The following is a 15,753-nucleotide window of genomic DNA, read 5'->3' on the forward strand; positions in this document are numbered from 1 at the left end:
TGCCATCCGGCCCGATCCAGTTGGTCGGACTGGCCCCAGGATAAACCTCGACCGCCTGCGCCGCAGGCAAGCGTCCCAGCCACAGCGAAATACCCCCCACCGTGCCCAGCTTGATGAAATCCCGACGCGTAAAACTACCCTGCTTTGCGCTTGACACAATTTGTTCCTGCGTTCGACCTGAGGTCATTTCACTTTCCTATCCGCCCCGAAAGGCATGATTCCAAGGACAATCAGAAATTGTGATTCAAGCCCACAATGAATTGCTGACCCCGAACATTCTGGAAGGAAAAGCCGGTTACATAAGCCCCAAGTGCATACAACGAAGTGCGTTTGGACAGGTTATAGCTATAACCTGCGCTATAGACACTCTGTTGCCGCTTGCCCAGGCCATAGGCTTCATTGAAAGAACTGCTGGCCCGCGAAACACTCCAGCCTACGATCGCGCTGGAAGCCGGGTTAATGGGTACCGTCGCATTGATGGTGAAACCTGTTGTTTTGAAATCCGGAATATAGCCGGCATTCCAGAACGTAAAAGGAGGAGATGGTGCAAAAGAACCCAACCCTGACTGACGACCATTGATATCCTGCCCCACCGCCATGGCAAGTGTCAGAACATCGAAGTCATAACTACCTGCTGCAATCCAGGAATGCACGGCTTTTTCCCAATTGCCTGCTTTCAAGCGGTCGTACCCCAATGCCAGAGTCAAGGGACCATTGGCGTAGCCCAGGGCAGAGGTAATCAGTTTGCTGTTGTCACTATTGTCCCAACTTTGCGGGCCATGCGTGTTAAAGGAATGACCGACGGCAAAACTCAAGCCATTGAAAGTCGGTGAGGCATAAACAATAGTGTTGTCAGCCTTATTGGCACCCGCCGCGCTGAAGGTGTTTTCGATGTTGGACAAGCCTTCTTCGTCGTCAGGCCCGGCAATAAACCCGGCATAGTTTTGCACCGCATTACCCACACGGCCAAAAGTCAAGCTGCCCCATTCCCTGCTGTTCAGCCCAAGCGTGGTGGTTTTGAAGAGACGTCCGCCGGAGGACTGACCGGTCTGCACGTCGAAGCCACTTTCCAATTTAAAGGTGACAGACAAGCCATCCCCCAGGTCTTCGCTACCCCTTATGCCCCAGACGCTACTAGACCATACGCCATTGAAGAGGCCACTACGGCTAGCTTTGACGCCTGTATCCTTGTTTTTCAGGGACTTGAATCCCACACCAGTATCCAACGTGCCGTACAGCGTTACTGAGGCTTGCGCCTGCGCCATTCCCACTGCGCCCATCACGGTCATAACCAGCAATGCTTTTTTCATGAGTCCTGCTTCCCCTAGTTTTTTCTTGATGACTTCCAACAGAGATTAATGCATAGATCAGGTCAATGATATGTCACCCGAACAATTTCAGCGTATATCCTGACATCACAAACCGACACGCATCCGCAAGCGACGCCACCATCGGCAGCCGTCGTCATTCAATCCTGCGCTGACACAGGGTGTCTCCTGGCCGCAGAAAATAAAAAAGCCACCGCATCGGGTGGCTTTTTTGCCCTGACCTAACAGGTAAATTCTTGGTGGCGCATCCCTGATTCGAACAGGGGACCTGCGGATTATGATTCAGTTTTATGGCAAGGCATTGATCGTGCTTTGTCTTTGCAATCATATGGTTAGGTCATTCATCAACCGCTATGCATATGCTATGTTTTGCTATGCGGTTGACGCTTTGTTGACACTGAAATGCTACTTTGAAGAAGGCCGGGCAGTCGCCAGTGGTAGGAACAGCGTCAGCGGCGAGTCAGGCAACACAATAAAGCCATGATGCCGATAGAAGGCTGAGGCCGCATCGTCCTTGGCATCCACCATCATGGCAAAAGCGGCAATCTCGGCGCGGGCAGCGCGATCAAGCGCATCGGCCAGGAGCGCACCACCCAGCCCTTGCCCCTTGAAAGCCTGATCCACAGCCAAGCGGCCCATACGAACCGCTGGCACAGTCGGATAGCGCGGCAACTTTTTGCCGATATTGGCGGGAAGATCTGTCAGCAAGACACTTGACGAAGCAAGTGTGTAGTAGCCCGCGATTCGTTGTTCATCAGCCAAAGCAACATAGCAAGCCGCGACACGACGACGAACATCTTGCGAGGCTTGCGTTTGTATGTAGCGATTCAACGGTTCAGAATCGCTGTTGAACGCAGCACGATCGTGCTGGCCATCCAACAAGGCAAGTTTGAATGGCGCACGGCTCATTCAGCGTTCAGGAGTTTGCTGCGGCGGGTAAAAGCGCGTTTCAGGGCCGGTGTTTGTTTCGGTGGCGATAGCAGCGCCTGAGCAAAGCACTCCTGGTCAGCCATCGACAAACGGATGACCTCGGCCTGTTCGATGGCGCGTTGTGCGGCGTCCTGGACAGCAGTGACCACGAAGTCGGTCATGGTACGCCCCTGAAGCTCAGCGGCGCGTTTGAGCATCGAATGCAGATCGGTACTGATTCGGGCTTCGAGACGGGCGGTAGAGATGGTTGCAGGCATGGTTATATTCTCCCAATGAAATTTTACGGCAATTTGCCGTACATGACAACTATACAATCGAGTAATAACCAGCCAAAAACCATGCTTTACACATGTTATATAGGCTCTTATATCAGCAAATTTTCATATTTTTTAGCTAGAAGTGAATACTCTCCCCATTTCAAGCGCTCCACACATAGTCCAACCCCATTCACTCCTATCTTCCCCCAAAAAATTACTATGCGACCGACAGACTCATCACTAATTCCTTTATCCGCTTGATTTGCTTCATTGTCTTTTAAATAGAAATCCACAATATTTGGATTGCTTTTCAATTTCGTCATGCGCATATTCGTTCGTTTTTTGCTTTTCCCAGCATTGAAGGATTTCTCAATTATTCCCCAATATAATTTTGGGGTTTCAACAACATCAGTTATGTCTTCAATGTTATTGATGGATGAAATCAAAAGTTGCGCATGGGTCTGATTGGGTAAGATGTAGTACCGATAAAGATTATCATCAAAATTTGTGCAAATGGCTCTAATGGTAGTGATTTTGCTGGGTAAATTAAAAGACTTTCCTTTATGCCTGGCAATTGGGAGCAATGAAATGGGGCCGTGCTCATCTTCAATTGCACTTTGTTTGTAAGGGGCAGCGGAATCATTCGGTATTAATGGATGGCTTTCCATGAAGGAATTAATAACAACAAGTTCACCATTGGAAATTGCTTGTGCGGCAAGCTCTTCCGTTTCATATTTAACCCCTTCTGATTTTGGTGTTCTTAAATTGCATTCGATATGGCAGTATGATTTAAGATGCATAAAGCAGGCATTTCTGGAATTTGAAAAGCGGCTTTTGTTTTTTGGGGATCTTGTTAGGTTTGTAAAGCAAACAGGGCAAAATATATTGCCAGACATTGACTCATCAAATTCAATAGGAGTTATTTTCTGACCATTAACCAATAAGTCATGCCGACTTCCCTTCTCATAGCTCCAATTATTCAAATGCAGTGCATACTTGATTCTATTGTTTGTCATATGCTTATCCATTGAGTTAATTCTATTAAAACGGCACTAACAGAAAGGTATTCAGCTTTATCTAAGAAGATACCAAAAGATACGAAATATAGCTACCTAGTTCAAAATAAGTGGCTTACGCCTACGCTCGCCGCTTGGCAGGGTTGCAGGGTTGCAGGGCAGAAAGCATCCTGCAATCCAACCAACAGTGTGTACTATCAGTGGAGTGTCAAGGATCCGCTGCGCTGGGTACTCACCTGGTCCCGGCAAACCGGGCTGCGGCTTCCGTACCCGTCCTTGACATGGCACACGTCGTCTGGGTAAGTTGCTCTGTTATGTGTTCTCCGACGACAAACAATGTATGACCCGTTACGCCTGCGCCGCTTCAACCTGAATACACAGGGACGAGACTTCGCCGTGGGCGACATTCACGGCTGTTTCAGCAAGCTGGATACTGCGCTCCGTAAGGTGCGTTTTTCAGCGGAGCGTGATCGGCTGTTCGCTGTTGGTGATCTGGTAGACCGAGGGCCAGAGTCAGCCCAAGTGCTTGAATGGCTTGCGCACCCTTGGTTTCACTCCGTCTGTGGCAATCACGACCTGATGACCTGGCGCCGTGCGTTGGGCGATCCTCTGCCAGATATTGACCATGCAGCACATGGCGGGCGCTGGCTCGACAGCCTTGGTGAACTGATGCAGCAACGTATCGCACAAAGTCTACGTGAACTTCCTTTGGCGATTGAAGTGAACACGGCAGATGGGCCAGTGGGCATCATCCATGCCGACTTCCCATATGACGATTGGCAAGTCGTATACGAACACCAATTCAGCGCCGAGGACGAAGATACCTGCCTTTGGTCTATCGACCGTTACCGCACCGGTTACAAGCAGCCTGTCCGCAGTGTTCGCGCCATCGTGCATGGTCACATGACTGTGAGCAAGATGGAGCAGTTGGGTAACGTGTTTTTCATCGACACCGGGGGATGGCGCGATGGTGGCAAGTTTACGCTGTTGAACTTGCAGATATTAAAGGCCGTTTAATAGGATCGGATGATTGGAATCCTTTGTTTTCCGAACTGAACTCTAGCCGTACTTGTGCTTCTTGGGTATTCGCCCAACTTGGGATTCTTACTTCAAAGTTTCCCGAAGATCCAGGAAGCTATCCACCATAATGCTGAGCCAATAAGAGCCAACACAATCAGCGTGATTAGATAGACCCACGCAGTGGACAAAAACAAAAAAACACGACCAATTCCGTGTGCACAAGCAACAATAATTCGATCTAGAAATTGCATCAACCAAGCCTAATTTAATCAGAAATCACAAACCAAGTGGCTATGAGACTGTTTGAATTTTTCCATACACAGCCCGAATCCTGGCTATTTCCTCATGATCCTTAACGCGCAACCTGGCACGCTCCTGAGCCAGACGACTTCTTTCTGCTCTCAGCGTTTGCATCGCCGTATCATCAAGCCCGCCTTGCTCCAAGGCACCATGAATTTTGGCAGAGATCAACGCTATTTCAGCACCAATAGCATCACGAGCGCACTCATAGGCGATAGATTCTTCTTGTGTCCATCCCTTCATACTATCCCCGCGAATAGGCTACCAGCCAGCCCAGTTTGCGCATACGTGCCAGTTAGGCAGCGATAATAATAGTAATAATATTATTACTATTATTATCAAAATTTGGTCATGACCAAATCGCTGTGGCTAGGAATGACGTCCCCAAAACCTTTGTCATGACAAAGGTTCACGGCTCCTGCCCTGGCACACGTTGTACTTGCAGAACCAGCAAAATTTCACTACTGGACTGTTCATAGCCAGTAGTATGCAGGAAGCGTGGCAAGAAGCTCAACCCATCCCGCGTATTGGTGTCCTTGCTTTCTGTCAGGCCACCCAGCACGATCACGTCGCCATCCTGCATGCCGACCTTTGTTTTCAGTTCCCGCTTGGTCAGCGTAGGCGAGTTGTTAACGCCGGTTGTCGTCTTCACGAAGTTGGAGAGCTGTTGCGTGATATCCAGGTCGATGATGCCTTCCTTCACGACAGGACGAACATCGAAGATGACACCGGAGCTGCGATACTCAACTGATTGTACGGCTTGGCCTGCACCTTGTGGGTACGACAACGCGCCCAGCACAGGCACATCCTGGCCGACTGAGAAGATACCTTGTGATCCTGACTGAATGCGCAGCGCAGGCGACGACACTACCTTGAATCGGCTATCGCTGGACAGCATGGAATAGACGGCATCCAGGCTGGTGTTCTTGATCTGGATGAAATTGCCCAAGTTCGTGGCCGTAGAGCCAATGCCGATGCCCACATGACCACCAAGCAGGTTTGCCAGCAGGCCAAAGGTCGATCCCTGCCGGTCAGTGTTGCTGACCTCATAGACCAACCCACGCACGGCCACTTCACCAATGCGCCTGTCCACCTGCGGCAGCAGCTCACGCAGGCGTTCGATTTCTTCCTCTGCGCCTGCAAACACCAAGACATCAGCAGACTGGTCGATCAGCGATGCCGCCGACGAGATTGGCACGTCGCCCTTGGGGCTGGCTTCCGGCGTGGCCCGGACGCTGCGATTGGTGACGAACGATCCCTTGAACAGCGGTGCCAGGGTGCGCGACAGGTAGGACACTTCACGATATTGGGGCTGGTAGATGTAGATATGCTCGGCCTGGATCGGCGGCTCACCCTCGACACGCTTGCGCACGAAGTCCACACCGGATTTGCGCTCAACCATGTAGCCCAGGCTGTCCAGGAAGTACTGTATGAACAATGACAGCTTGCCCTGATTGTCTTTGTAGCGGAACGACACCAGCCGTTCGTCTTCCAGCACGTCCGGGGCCAGGACATAGGGCGTGGTCGTGGCTTCACGGTAGATGAGCTGCACGACTTCGGAAATGCTTGCCCCTTGCAGGTCGAGATTGACCGCCTTGGCCTGAACAGTACCAGCCAGGGCCAGAGACAGAATGGATGCCAGGATACGCAGTTTCATTTATTGGCCTTTGGAGGTGGGTTTGCTGCCGCTCCAGGCGGTGATGCGTTCGCCATCGACCTCACCGATCATGACGGCACCGCTGTTCTGGAAGTTGGAAGGATGTTCAAGCCGCATACGGCCATCGGCAGACTGGATGACGGCATAGGCGGTCTTGCCTGCCTGCATGGTGCCGACCAGCCGCCAAGACGTGGACATGGCTTGGCGGGGTTGGGCGCGTGTTGCTGGTGCGGATTCGGGCAACGCTGAATTTGTCTTGGAATCGACGTAACCCGTTGATGTCGCTGGATTGTCTGTTTTTGGCTTGCTGCCGAAGAAGCCCATCAAGGTGTACACGCTGATGCTGAACAGTCCGATGACCAGGACAGCCAGAATCCAGAGCTTGGGGCTTTTCAGGACGTTCTGGCGATCATCGACTTGCAGCTCCTTGCCTGCACCGCCGGTGTAGCTGCTGTAGAGCGGGAAGATTTGCGGGTCATACCGCTTGTTCTCGACAGCCACGCGGCCCTTTTGCGTGAGCTTGTAGCCTTCCCACATTTCGACGCGGTAGGTCTTGTGCAGGCCCAACGTCTTGATCTTGGTGGTCTTGAAGGTGACTTCCACCACGACCTTAAGGATGCGGTGCAGATCGGAAATGTCCTGCACCATCAGCACCAAGTCGCAGCACACCTTGGTATCGGGATGGACGAAGTGGCGATGTTCACGGAAGAACACCTTGTGTTCGGCCAGCAGCTTGCAATCCGTACCCCAGAAGCGCCATGCCTCATCAATGCAGATGATGTCACCAGGTTGGCAGAAGGTATCAACGTTCTCACCATAGGGCAGGAAGTCAGCTTTGCCCACGTCCTCGTTCTTGCAATGCACGACCGATCCCAAGCGCTCCGGTGCGATACCGTACTTGTCCTGGCAATAGGCGCGGATCGCGTCACTGTCGATGCCATCCACGTTCGTGACCACGCGACGGCCAGCCTTGACCGCTGGCACGATGACCGAAGACACGCATTCATAACTTTTGCCTGATCCCATCAGGCCGGTGTAGGCATTGATGGGCATGACTTATCCGATGATCGGCATGCGCCGGATGATGAAGCGCGTGGCGTAGGCCGACACCACCATTGCGATGCCCGCCTGAATCTGGAACACGTCCAGGAAGTACCAAGTGGCGGCACCGATGCCGGACAGTGCATCATCGACAGCCCCGGTTCCAGGCAGCAGCGCCACGATGAAACCGACGAATTCCGAGGTGATGAAGTACAGCGCGAAGAACAGTACGAACTTGACCAGGAGGGAGCGGAAGACCCAGGCCAGGACACTGTTCAGTGCAGAGAGCAGAATTCCGAACATGGCGGCCTCACGCGGATAGGACAATGAGCAGCGCGATCAGCGCCCAGGCCAGCAGCATGGCGGCCTGGATGATGGCTTTGTTGTCGTCGATCAGGGCGCAGTGGGCATCGAGTACATGCGTGCCGTACAGCTCAATGGTCGGGCGTGGGCATTCGCCTGTGTGTGACGATGGGGAGTAGCCACGCAGGTCGGGCATCATGTCCAGAATGGGTTGTGCGATTTGCTGCGCTGTGGGAATGGCTTCCAGCGTCGGAGCACCGATGCCGGGATCAGGGCCAAGATTCGCTGTAGGATTTTCTGCGCCTGGATTGGTCGTGTTCTGGTTCGGCGCAGCAGGTGCCGGATTCGGAGCCGATGGGTTCGACGGCAGCGCCCAAGGATTGCTATTGCTATTGGGCGCAGGGTTTGGCGACACGAAATCTCGTACTGTCGGGGCCAATTCAGGATTGGCCTGAACCCAAGGCGCAACATCCGATGCCGTCAGCGGATCAGCTTGAGGGTATGGCAATCCATCGTAGCCGGGTTCCTGCGCTGCTTGTTGCCATGCCAAGTTTGCCAGGGCAGCTACCAGGGCCGGATTCAATGGCTTGTCCAGTTCCTCTTCTGTCAGGTTATTGATGGCCTGCTGAGGCGTCAGACCATCGGCATCAGGAAATGTAGTCGGCAAAGGGTATGAAAACGAGGCACAACTGTTGCCTATCGCTTGCATGCCCGTGCCGCAACTGATCGGAGCTGTGCCGTTCAAGGTAACTTTGTAGTTGCCGCACCAATAGCTGGTGGTGCCATCAGCAAAGCACCTCGGCTCTGAAATATTGGGATAACCCTGGCGCTTCATGTCCGTATAGCGATACTCACGCGCCAGCGCGTCGGCATTGGCTCCGTAGTGCCATTCACCCAGCCAATCGCGATAGCGCCAAACTTGATCACCTGCATTAAATGCCCGCGAGGGATAGGCCGCATTCTCGGCACTCGACTGGTCTATCAGGCCGTCATCCCGAAATAACCAGTCCACCAATGCATCAATGCCCAGACCAACAGCGTAGGTGACCACCGCTCCAATGCCTGCGGCAATAGCGACAGTGGCCCAGGCAGGTGCAGTGACCACGCCAACTGTGACAGCCGCTGCGGTACTGCCTGCCGCCACAGACATGACGGGAGATGCACGCGCCACCGTGTTCATGAATCTGTGGTCATTCGCAGCAAAGCCGCGCTTTTGCATGCCTTGCTGCAAGGCACCGGAGACCGCTCGCGTGACTCTTTCAGGCTGCGGTTCAGGATTGGGGAGTGCCTGCGCCCATGCGGATTGCATAGCGAACAGGCAACAAATCAGGAAAAAGAAAGGCAGACGCGAGAAGGCCATTATTCGAGTCCTTTAATCAACGCCCAGGCGCACACAATGCCCCAGGCGAAGATGACGAGATACCAGAGAGCGGTAATCACAGATTGAGTCTTTCAGAAAGTGCAGAGGGCATCAGGCAGGATGGCCAGTCCTGCCCGAGTCAGTCATGCGGCCAGATCAACCGCCACGAATCCAGCGAAGCGCCATACGAGCAGCGGTCATGGTGGCGTAGATCGCTGCCAGCACACCGGCCACGGCCATCACTGCCGTGATCACATCTGATGCACTGAAAGCACTCGTGATTGCTGTGAGGTCGATTGCTTCCTGGGCCATGACGGCACCGGATGCCAGCGTCAGTGCGGTAGCGCCCACAGCAGCGGCCACCGGCTTGAGGTTGAATTTCAGCTTCTTCATGTGAAGTTCCTTTTCTTGAGAATTGGGCAGGAAACCGCCTGCCTGTCGGATTTACCTAACCCCTGCGGATCAGGTTCAATACGGTTCCAACGCCGCGCCCCAGTAGAAAGAACAGCACCACCACCGACAGCCCCAGGCTGAATACCTGGGCTACATCAGCGGCATTCAGCGTCGGAATCGGGTTGCCTGCGGCTTCCAGCGTTTCGCGTTCGATGGCGATCTGCTGGCGATGCTGCACAGGGCAATCCGTCCCGGCTTCGGTGCTGATGTCGCAGTACTGGAGATAGATGCGTGTCATGGTTCAAGCCTGGATGCACGGCACATAGATCAGGATGACCACGCCCCGGCCATCCAAGTGATCCTGCACGGCCTCGACGGCACTTTCCGGTTCCTGGAACGGGTCTGCTGCTGTCAGGGCCATCACGTTGATGACGCCACCTTCGCCATCAGCGGCCAGAAATGAGCCGTCTTCGGTGCTCTGCACCAGATAGCGAGGAACGCACCACATGGTCAGGCCGCCTTCGTGGGCTTCGCCAGCTCGACAGGCTGCAAGCTGGTGATGACAGTCTTTTGCGTCTTGCCGTTGGTGACGATTTCCAGTTCTGCTTCTGCCACCAATGGGAACGGCAGGTGCTTGAGCTTGTGGAACTCCTCGGAGGTGCCGTAGTTGTATTCCACGGTGGCAAAGCCCTTGCCCATGCCTTTGCTGTCGTCCAGGTCGGTCTGGACGTAAATCTTGGTGCTGTCGTACTCCTGGCCGCTTTCCAGCTTGCCCTTGGAGCCTTTGACGCCAGCGATGGTGATACGGGTATTGAATTTCATGATGTCGATTCCTTATCCGGCGTCGGTTAAGCCGCCACGCTGGCCGGTTCAGCGGGCTTCAATATGCGTTGGATGCCCTGTTTCAACAGAGCGTTGGGAACGGTGCGCAGGCTGCGCGGCAGCTCGCGGGCTGCATGCTTTTCGATCAGGTCGCCAATCCAGGCCATGCCCTCCAGGCCCGCATCAAATGCGCGGGTCAGATGCACCAGGGATGGGGCGACAGTGGTTTCAAGCCAGCGCAATTTGCGCTTGACCACGGCATCGGTAGTCACGTCTTCCAGCTTGGGCTTGGTCTTGATGCGAATAGCCTCGGACACGTCCAGCAGCTCCTGCATGTAGGGATGCGCGCCCGCAAAGTAGGTGTCCGGTTCAATCAGGCATTCCAGCGGCAGGATGCGATCTTGTGACCAGTAGCGCAGCTCAATACGCCACCAGGACGATTCCATATCCTTGTAGGCATGGCCCTTGTCGTAGGCATTGACCAGCTTTGCGCCGCGTCGGCCCACGTAGTAACTGCGTGAGTGACCAGCATCCCAATAGCCATCAGTGCGCCCCTGGGGCCGTCTGCCGTGGTAATCGAAACCACCATTCATGCAGGCTTCGCGGACACCTTCGACGCCACCACATCCACCCTCGAAGAAGTCCAAGGCAATGTCGATGCGAGACAACCGGGCATTAAGCGGCACCAGGAAGTCATACATGGCCTGACGCCAGCCCGCTTTGGCGAACGTGCAGCCGCTGCCGTTGAGCATGATTAGATAGGTATCGCGCTGGTATACGCCGCCACCAGACACGCTACCGACTTCCTCCCCCTCATCGTTCAGGATGCGCAGGGTGCTGTCGTAGTAGTTGCGGCCTGGGCGCAGGTCGCCCACCTGAAAGCCAGTGATCGCGGCCACTTTCTTGGCCAGGATCGCCATGACCTGGACTTCGGTGACGAACTCACCTTCATGGTGTTCATTGCTCAGCGTCCAGAACAGGGAATTGAACAGATCGGTTCCCTTGATCGTGGTCGAGAGCCAATCCACCGAGCAGCGGTCTTTGCTGGTGGCCTGCGCCTGGGCCAAGGTCATTTTGACGCGACGGCCTTCAAGTACCAGCTTTTCGTCTTTGGTCAGGCGGTGCGTCATTGCTTCACCCCCATACCTGCGGCTTCGCCGTTTCTCCCCGTTTTACTCGGGGGGGTGCCGCTGCCTGCTGTCGCCCCGCGGCTGTCCTCGCGGAGCTGCGGGCAGGCGCGGGGCGACAGCGGTTCGGAGCGTGCAGCCGCCGTGTGCAATGTGGAGCCGCTGCCAGCCAGTCGGGCGTACTGCACCATGCCTTTGTTGAGCAGCTCTGGCCAGAAATCGAGCTGGGTGCGCTTGGGTTTGACGGTGCGGGGCTTCATGCCGATTTCCCCATGCTGATGAGCAGACGGGCGCGGTCGCGCAGTTGTTGGGTTAACAGGAACATGCCTTCATAGATGGCATGGGCCTCTGGCATTCTGTTGGCATCGGTCAGTTGGTTGCGCAGCGTGGCGAGTGTGCGCAGATGGTCGGCATCAGTGACGACCAGATGGGCAATGGGACTCATCACAGTGCGAACTCCGTTGCCCGTTCTGCGGCCTTGATGCGGATGGCTTCCACGTTGATGAAGACGCGTTTGCCTACCTTAATCGTGGGCCAGTAGCCACGGTTGCACTGTGCCTGGAAGACCGAGTGTTCGATCCCCATCGCCTGGGAAAATGCAGTCGGTGTCATCAATGGCATTGCCATTGCAATAGACAGGCTTTGCACAACAGTTTCCATCGTCATGACCTCTCCGAGAGTGATGCCGCGAGAGGATGGGATAGGCCGAAATCCTTAACAGGAGTCTGAAATTCCTGTATGGTTCGTCTATTTCATCGCTCACTTCGGTACTTATATGAACTCTTATCGGTTCATAATATAAACCGATAGAATCTATGAGGTCAACCATGAACAATGAAATTGATTCGTCTGTGCTGGATGCCAATCCCGTTGACGACTGCCGCGAGCGCGTCATCACTGTGTTCAGGGCGGTATGGGGCAACAACTACAAAAATGCCGAAGCAGAGACGGGAATTCCTGCGGCGAAGTGGAAGCGGCTTTGCATACGAGTGCAGCAGCCAACCATCGAAATGATCGAAGCGTTGGCAAAAACACGCCCCTACTTTTTGCTGTGGATGATGACCGGACATGCGCAAACGTATTTCCAGCTAAGCCCTCATGACCGATGGCAGGACAAACTTGCGCGAGCAATGGGTGTCGATGTGGATGAACGTCACAAGCTGAAGTCCGAGCAGACTCCATGACGATTCGCAGGACAGATGCAGGGTGGCTGGTCGATATACAGCCAGGAGGACGAGGAGCCAAACGACTACGCAAGACGTTTCGCACTCAGGCAGAAGCCAAGAATTGGGAAGTGTGGGTCAAGTCGAACGCCAACAATCAGGCCGACTGGATGCCCGAGAAGAAAGACCTAAGGCGACTGGATGAGCTGGCCGCCATCTGGTTTGACCATCACGGCAAAGAGCTTCGCGCAGCGGAAGATACCTACAAGCGGATCAAGGCCGCCATCGCCGCACTGAAAAACCCCATCGCCAGTGAATTCAATGCGCAGGTCTTCGCGGCTTTCCGTAGCCAGCGCCTGGATGCTGGTATCTCCCTGAACACTGTGAACCGCGAGCATGCATACATGCGAGCCATGTTCAATGAGCTGATCCGGCTTGGTGTCTGGAAGCGAGATAACCCACTGAAAGACCTGCGCCAGTTCAAGGTACAGGAAAATGAGCTGTCCTATCTGACCAAGGAGCAGATCGCGGTGCTTCTGGTCGAGCTGAAAAAATCGACCAATCCGCATGTGGATTTGGTATCACGGATTTGCCTTGCTACGGGTGCCCGTTGGAGTGAGGCGGAGCAACTACAACCACAGCAGGTCAGGCAGCGACTGATCCAGTTCGCCCGCACGAAGACGGGCAAGGCGCGAGCGGTTCCGATAAGCCAGGACATGCAAGATGAGATTTTTACCCATCATGCCGAGCATCGGAACATGGGGGCAGTGTTCACCGGCTGTACCGGTGCGTTCAAGGAGGCCATTGAACGCGCTGGTATTCAGTTGCCGATGGGGCAGCTTACCCATGTGTTGCGTCATACATTTGCCAGTCATTTCATGATCAATGGTGGCAATATTTTGACTTTGCAGCGCATCCTGGGGCATCAGGATTTGAAAACCACTATGCGCTATGCGCACCTTGCTCCGGATCATTTGGACTCTGCTCGACAGCTCAACCCGCTAGTACTTTGACTTTGACCCTGTACAGAAGGCTGAGTGTCCGTATTCGACCCAAAGCGGAAGTTCAATTAGATGATTTCAGTATCAGATGAAAGTTGCTTCAGGGCGTTAAATGCGGCAGGCATCAAGGTTCGAGTTCGGAGAGCAAGCAGACGCTGCGAGGTTGCGTTTCCCTAGCATTCTCTGAAGCGTCTAGCAGCATGTTCGACACAACCCGGGCAGTGCTCAAACAAGCTTAAATACTACATCCGCCCCTATCTCTGGGATACAAGGTAAAGCAAACGCTGCTGACAATTTCAGGAGAGATCGCAGTTGCTACCTGCTTTGGGATGTACTGGGCACGCCTAGCAAGCGCATGTCCAGTGATCTTTCCATATTCCGAGTCGGCGCAGAACTGCCAACTCTTCTCGCTTTCCCTCTTTACTCAATGGGCTGGTGAACTGCATTAGCGTGAAGTCTTGCGTGGTCTGGTGGAAGTCAAGCTGCTCGGTAGCGATGCCTACCACCTCGTGAACCCCCGAGACTCTCAAGCGAGCTGCCCGGCAATAGCCGACCAGTGAAGCCTTGCGAAGTTCACGGTAGTCAGCTTCGTTAGCTGAGCGATCACGCCGCAACACCATTAGCACATACGCGCGCCCCGGCCGGCTCGGCAGAACAACTATTTTGCTGAATCTGTCCTCTGCGAAACTGCGGGTCAGGACGTCTTTGAGTTGCTCGGACAGCTTCATTCTTCCGATTCGGCCTTCCTGGGCCATTGCTCGAAGAACCTCTTCGTGTGCATGCACATCACAGGATGTGTTTTTAGACCATTTGAACACCTGTGCTGTCGAGTTCTGGATATGACGTGTCTGATGTTCAATGAGCTCATCCCACAGATAACTGTTTGCAATTCGTTTTTTCCATTCGGAATAGGCGTCGCTCGCTCGAAAGCGTGACCATCTGCCCTCTTCAAACATGAGCAGCTTTTTGTCATCGGGAGCAACCGGAAAGGAAAAACCAGTGAGGGCATCATTATTTTTATTTAGCAGATAGGTGGCCAGCAGCTCTTCTTCTCCGCAGACTAAGAAATCAACACCAGGCCTGCACAGGTAGTCCTCTTTTTTGCGAAGATATTCGATCAGGTCTGGCGCAGTATCGAGTTCTCCGAGCAGAACATCCAGGGTAAGTTCGTCTAACACGTGGATGAACAGGCGCTTCTTTAAGGGCCATCCAACCATGAATGGGTTCGTTTTATGGTCTTCCGCATGCAACATAGTGTTAATAATCAAACTACCAGAGCTGCCGTTACCCCAATATCGTTCGCCTGCAGATACGCTTCCCCGGGTTACGGCCACCAAATGCAGTCGTAGATTCTCCTTGGACGGCAGGGGAACCGGCAATGGATGCTTGCACGCAGGGTCAAGAAAAACGCGGCTGGGATATTGCTCTATAAAGGACCGCGCTCCAGCCAACTGTTTAGCGGATTTTTCGATTGCGCTCTTAAACCACCTCGGCCAGGCTACTTTAACTGTGTGAGCATTGGGGAAATTGCAATACTTGTCGGAAAAGATGATGACATCATTACCGAACACCACTAGTAGATCGCACAGTTCACGGCCCCCACTCTCGTCAGTGAAAGGATTTTGGAAGCTCCAAAAGCTCAGAAATGCCTTGCGGGCAAGAACTCCAAGGTAGCGCTCAGAGTCAGTGATTCCAGATTCGGACTTACCCAGCTGCCAGATTGGTGTGGATTGCATAGATGACATATGAGTGGTGGGGTACCCACATCAGCGAAAAGCGTCGACTGGTACCCGCATTGTGTGCAGTCGTTGCCTCTGCGAAACAGACAGTTAACTGCGTTTGCTGAACTTCCGCTTCTGGCCGATAGCTGTCATTGTAAGAATTTTTTGCAGTGGGCGCTACTTACACCGTAAATGAGGCCCAAACCCCCACGCTCGCCGCTTGGCAGGCTTGCAGGGCAAAAAGCACCCTGCAACCCAACCAATAGCGTCTGTGATCCGTGGTGTGTCAAGGATTCGCTTCGCCGGGTACTCAC

Annotated in this window: 22 protein-coding genes; 3 read left to right on the top strand and 19 right to left on the bottom strand. The window is 53.8% G+C overall.

Annotated features, from left to right (window positions below; genetic code table 11):
- From DD235_RS17260 to DD235_RS07890, 5 genes are all read right to left on the bottom strand, one after another.
- The coding region (locus DD235_RS17260; RefSeq protein ID WP_146193459.1) for a twin-arginine translocation signal domain-containing protein at positions 1 to 187 on the bottom strand (187 nt) is incomplete at its 3' end.
- Between the two features lie 43 nt (positions 188 to 230).
- Positions 231 to 1,310, bottom strand: coding sequence for a porin (locus tag DD235_RS07875; RefSeq protein WP_109061542.1), 1,080 nt, complete (start codon positions 1,308 to 1,310; stop codon positions 231 to 233).
- A gap of 423 nt (positions 1,311 to 1,733) precedes the next feature.
- Positions 1,734 to 2,237, bottom strand: a complete 504-nt coding sequence (locus DD235_RS07880; protein WP_109061543.1) for a GNAT family N-acetyltransferase — start codon at positions 2,235 to 2,237, stop codon at positions 1,734 to 1,736.
- Positions 2,234 to 2,515 (bottom strand): type II toxin-antitoxin system TacA family antitoxin, encoded by a 282-nt coding sequence (locus DD235_RS07885; protein WP_109061544.1) that lies wholly within the window; start codon positions 2,513 to 2,515, stop codon positions 2,234 to 2,236. Before DD235_RS07885 ends, DD235_RS07880 begins: the two co-directional genes overlap by 4 nt.
- Positions 2,516 to 2,622: 107 nt before the next feature.
- Positions 2,623 to 3,531, bottom strand: coding sequence for a hypothetical protein (locus DD235_RS07890; RefSeq protein WP_109061545.1), 909 nt, complete (start codon positions 3,529 to 3,531; stop codon positions 2,623 to 2,625).
- 336 nt (positions 3,532 to 3,867) lie between these two features.
- Between DD235_RS07890 and DD235_RS07895 the strand changes: the two genes are divergently transcribed.
- Positions 3,868 to 4,548 (top strand): metallophosphoesterase, encoded by a 681-nt coding sequence (locus tag DD235_RS07895; protein ID WP_109061546.1) that lies wholly within the window; start codon positions 3,868 to 3,870, stop codon positions 4,546 to 4,548.
- A 294-nt stretch (positions 4,549 to 4,842) separates the two neighbouring features.
- Here the strand turns inward: DD235_RS07895 and DD235_RS16720 are convergent, their stop codons facing one another.
- From DD235_RS16720 to DD235_RS16730, 13 genes are all read right to left on the bottom strand, one after another.
- A complete protein-coding gene (locus DD235_RS16720) occupies positions 4,843 to 5,094 on the bottom strand; it encodes a hypothetical protein (protein WP_146193461.1) in 252 nt (83 codons plus the stop codon).
- A 166-nt stretch (positions 5,095 to 5,260) separates the two neighbouring features.
- Positions 5,261 to 6,508: a type II secretion system protein GspD gene (locus DD235_RS16725; RefSeq protein WP_146193463.1), complete on the bottom strand. Its 1,248-nt coding sequence runs from the start codon at positions 6,506 to 6,508 to the stop codon at positions 5,261 to 5,263.
- Positions 6,509 to 7,561, bottom strand: coding sequence for a zonular occludens toxin domain-containing protein (locus tag DD235_RS07905; protein WP_109061547.1), 1,053 nt, complete (start codon positions 7,559 to 7,561; stop codon positions 6,509 to 6,511).
- Positions 7,562 to 7,564: 3 nt separating this feature from the next.
- Positions 7,565 to 7,852 carry a DUF2523 family protein gene (locus DD235_RS07910; RefSeq protein ID WP_109061933.1) on the bottom strand — a complete coding sequence of 96 codons (288 nt, stop codon included), beginning with the start codon at positions 7,850 to 7,852 and terminating at the stop codon, positions 7,565 to 7,567.
- 7 nt (positions 7,853 to 7,859) lie between these two features.
- Positions 7,860 to 9,161 carry a hypothetical protein gene (locus tag DD235_RS07915; RefSeq protein ID WP_146193465.1) on the bottom strand — a complete coding sequence of 434 codons (1,302 nt, stop codon included), beginning with the start codon at positions 9,159 to 9,161 and terminating at the stop codon, positions 7,860 to 7,862.
- Between the two features lie 207 nt (positions 9,162 to 9,368).
- On the bottom strand, positions 9,369 to 9,605 hold the full coding sequence (locus DD235_RS07920) for a hypothetical protein (RefSeq protein WP_109061549.1): 237 nt from the start codon (positions 9,603 to 9,605) through the stop codon (positions 9,369 to 9,371).
- A 55-nt stretch (positions 9,606 to 9,660) separates the two neighbouring features.
- On the bottom strand, positions 9,661 to 9,903 hold the full coding sequence (locus DD235_RS07925; RefSeq protein ID WP_109061550.1) for a hypothetical protein: 243 nt from the start codon (positions 9,901 to 9,903) through the stop codon (positions 9,661 to 9,663).
- Between the two features lie 3 nt (positions 9,904 to 9,906).
- Positions 9,907 to 10,113, bottom strand: a complete 207-nt coding sequence (locus tag DD235_RS07930; protein ID WP_109061551.1) for a hypothetical protein — start codon at positions 10,111 to 10,113, stop codon at positions 9,907 to 9,909.
- Between the two features lie 2 nt (positions 10,114 to 10,115).
- The gene (locus tag DD235_RS07935) at positions 10,116 to 10,427 is read right to left on the bottom strand and encodes a hypothetical protein (protein WP_042487380.1); all 312 of its coding nucleotides are present in this window, start codon (positions 10,425 to 10,427) and stop codon (positions 10,116 to 10,118) included.
- Between the two features lie 26 nt (positions 10,428 to 10,453).
- Positions 10,454 to 11,557 (bottom strand): replication initiation factor domain-containing protein, encoded by a 1,104-nt coding sequence (locus DD235_RS07940; protein ID WP_052363000.1) that lies wholly within the window; start codon positions 11,555 to 11,557, stop codon positions 10,454 to 10,456.
- Entirely contained in the window at positions 11,554 to 11,814 is a 261-nt protein-coding gene (locus DD235_RS07945; RefSeq protein WP_109061552.1) for a hypothetical protein, read from the bottom strand. Before DD235_RS07945 ends, DD235_RS07940 begins: the two co-directional genes overlap by 4 nt.
- A complete protein-coding gene (locus tag DD235_RS07950) occupies positions 11,811 to 11,999 on the bottom strand; it encodes a hypothetical protein (protein WP_109061553.1) in 189 nt (62 codons plus the stop codon). The genes DD235_RS07945 and DD235_RS07950 overlap by 4 nt, the downstream gene beginning before the upstream one ends.
- Entirely contained in the window at positions 11,999 to 12,220 is a 222-nt protein-coding gene (locus tag DD235_RS16730; protein WP_146193467.1) for a hypothetical protein, read from the bottom strand. The genes DD235_RS07950 and DD235_RS16730 overlap by 1 nt, the downstream gene beginning before the upstream one ends.
- A gap of 161 nt (positions 12,221 to 12,381) precedes the next feature.
- Here DD235_RS16730 and DD235_RS07955 point away from each other — a divergent pair, with 161 nt between their 5' ends.
- Together DD235_RS07955 and DD235_RS07960 are read left to right on the top strand one after the other, a co-directional pair.
- Positions 12,382 to 12,738: a hypothetical protein gene (locus DD235_RS07955; RefSeq protein ID WP_109061554.1), complete on the top strand. Its 357-nt coding sequence runs from the start codon at positions 12,382 to 12,384 to the stop codon at positions 12,736 to 12,738.
- Positions 12,735 to 13,730, top strand: coding sequence for a phage integrase (locus tag DD235_RS07960; RefSeq protein WP_164497338.1), 996 nt, complete (start codon positions 12,735 to 12,737; stop codon positions 13,728 to 13,730). Before DD235_RS07955 ends, DD235_RS07960 begins: the two co-directional genes overlap by 4 nt.
- A gap of 332 nt (positions 13,731 to 14,062) precedes the next feature.
- On the opposite strand, the gene DD235_RS16735 is transcribed toward DD235_RS07960, so the two are convergent.
- A complete protein-coding gene (locus DD235_RS16735; RefSeq protein ID WP_162300444.1) occupies positions 14,063 to 15,454 on the bottom strand; it encodes a hypothetical protein in 1,392 nt (463 codons plus the stop codon).
- Positions 15,455 to 15,753 lie beyond the last annotated feature (299 nt).

The organism is Corticimicrobacter populi (assembly GCF_003123725.1).
Lineage (GTDB): Bacteria > Pseudomonadota > Gammaproteobacteria > Burkholderiales > Burkholderiaceae_B > Corticimicrobacter > Corticimicrobacter populi.

Excerpts from the sequence above, each read along its gene's own strand:
- DD235_RS07905 (WP_109061547.1), bottom strand. The coding sequence starts at position 7,561 with ATGCCCATCAATGCCTACACCGGCCTGATGGGATCAGGCAAAAGTTAT.
- DD235_RS07930 (WP_109061551.1), bottom strand. The coding sequence starts at position 10,113 with ATGTGGTGCGTTCCTCGCTATCTGGTGCAGAGCACCGAAGACGGCTCA.
- DD235_RS07895 (WP_109061546.1), top strand. The coding sequence starts at position 3,868 with ATGTATGACCCGTTACGCCTGCGCCGCTTCAACCTGAATACACAGGGA.
- DD235_RS07885 (WP_109061544.1), bottom strand. The coding sequence starts at position 2,515 with ATGCCTGCAACCATCTCTACCGCCCGTCTCGAAGCCCGAATCAGTACC.
- DD235_RS16735 (WP_162300444.1), bottom strand. The coding sequence starts at position 15,454 with ATGCAATCCACACCAATCTGGCAGCTGGGTAAGTCCGAATCTGGAATC.
- DD235_RS07925 (WP_109061550.1), bottom strand. The coding sequence starts at position 9,903 with ATGACACGCATCTATCTCCAGTACTGCGACATCAGCACCGAAGCCGGG.
- DD235_RS07890 (WP_109061545.1), bottom strand. The coding sequence starts at position 3,531 with ATGACAAACAATAGAATCAAGTATGCACTGCATTTGAATAATTGGAGC.
- DD235_RS07920 (WP_109061549.1), bottom strand. The coding sequence starts at position 9,605 with ATGAAGAAGCTGAAATTCAACCTCAAGCCGGTGGCCGCTGCTGTGGGC.
- DD235_RS16720 (WP_146193461.1), bottom strand. The coding sequence starts at position 5,094 with ATGAAGGGATGGACACAAGAAGAATCTATCGCCTATGAGTGCGCTCGT.
- DD235_RS07910 (WP_109061933.1), bottom strand. The coding sequence starts at position 7,852 with ATGTTCGGAATTCTGCTCTCTGCACTGAACAGTGTCCTGGCCTGGGTC.
- DD235_RS07950 (WP_109061553.1), bottom strand. The coding sequence starts at position 11,999 with ATGAGTCCCATTGCCCATCTGGTCGTCACTGATGCCGACCATCTGCGC.
- DD235_RS07880 (WP_109061543.1), bottom strand. The coding sequence starts at position 2,237 with ATGAGCCGTGCGCCATTCAAACTTGCCTTGTTGGATGGCCAGCACGAT.
- DD235_RS16730 (WP_146193467.1), bottom strand. The coding sequence starts at position 12,220 with ATGACGATGGAAACTGTTGTGCAAAGCCTGTCTATTGCAATGGCAATG.
- DD235_RS07940 (WP_052363000.1), bottom strand. The coding sequence starts at position 11,557 with ATGACGCACCGCCTGACCAAAGACGAAAAGCTGGTACTTGAAGGCCGT.
- DD235_RS07935 (WP_042487380.1), bottom strand. The coding sequence starts at position 10,427 with ATGAAATTCAATACCCGTATCACCATCGCTGGCGTCAAAGGCTCCAAG.
- DD235_RS07915 (WP_146193465.1), bottom strand. The coding sequence starts at position 9,161 with ATGCAATCCGCATGGGCGCAGGCACTCCCCAATCCTGAACCGCAGCCT.
- DD235_RS07960 (WP_164497338.1), top strand. The coding sequence starts at position 12,735 with ATGACGATTCGCAGGACAGATGCAGGGTGGCTGGTCGATATACAGCCA.
- DD235_RS07945 (WP_109061552.1), bottom strand. The coding sequence starts at position 11,814 with ATGAAGCCCCGCACCGTCAAACCCAAGCGCACCCAGCTCGATTTCTGG.
- DD235_RS07875 (WP_109061542.1), bottom strand. The coding sequence starts at position 1,310 with ATGAAAAAAGCATTGCTGGTTATGACCGTGATGGGCGCAGTGGGAATG.
- DD235_RS16725 (WP_146193463.1), bottom strand. The coding sequence starts at position 6,508 with ATGAAACTGCGTATCCTGGCATCCATTCTGTCTCTGGCCCTGGCTGGT.
- DD235_RS07955 (WP_109061554.1), top strand. The coding sequence starts at position 12,382 with ATGAACAATGAAATTGATTCGTCTGTGCTGGATGCCAATCCCGTTGAC.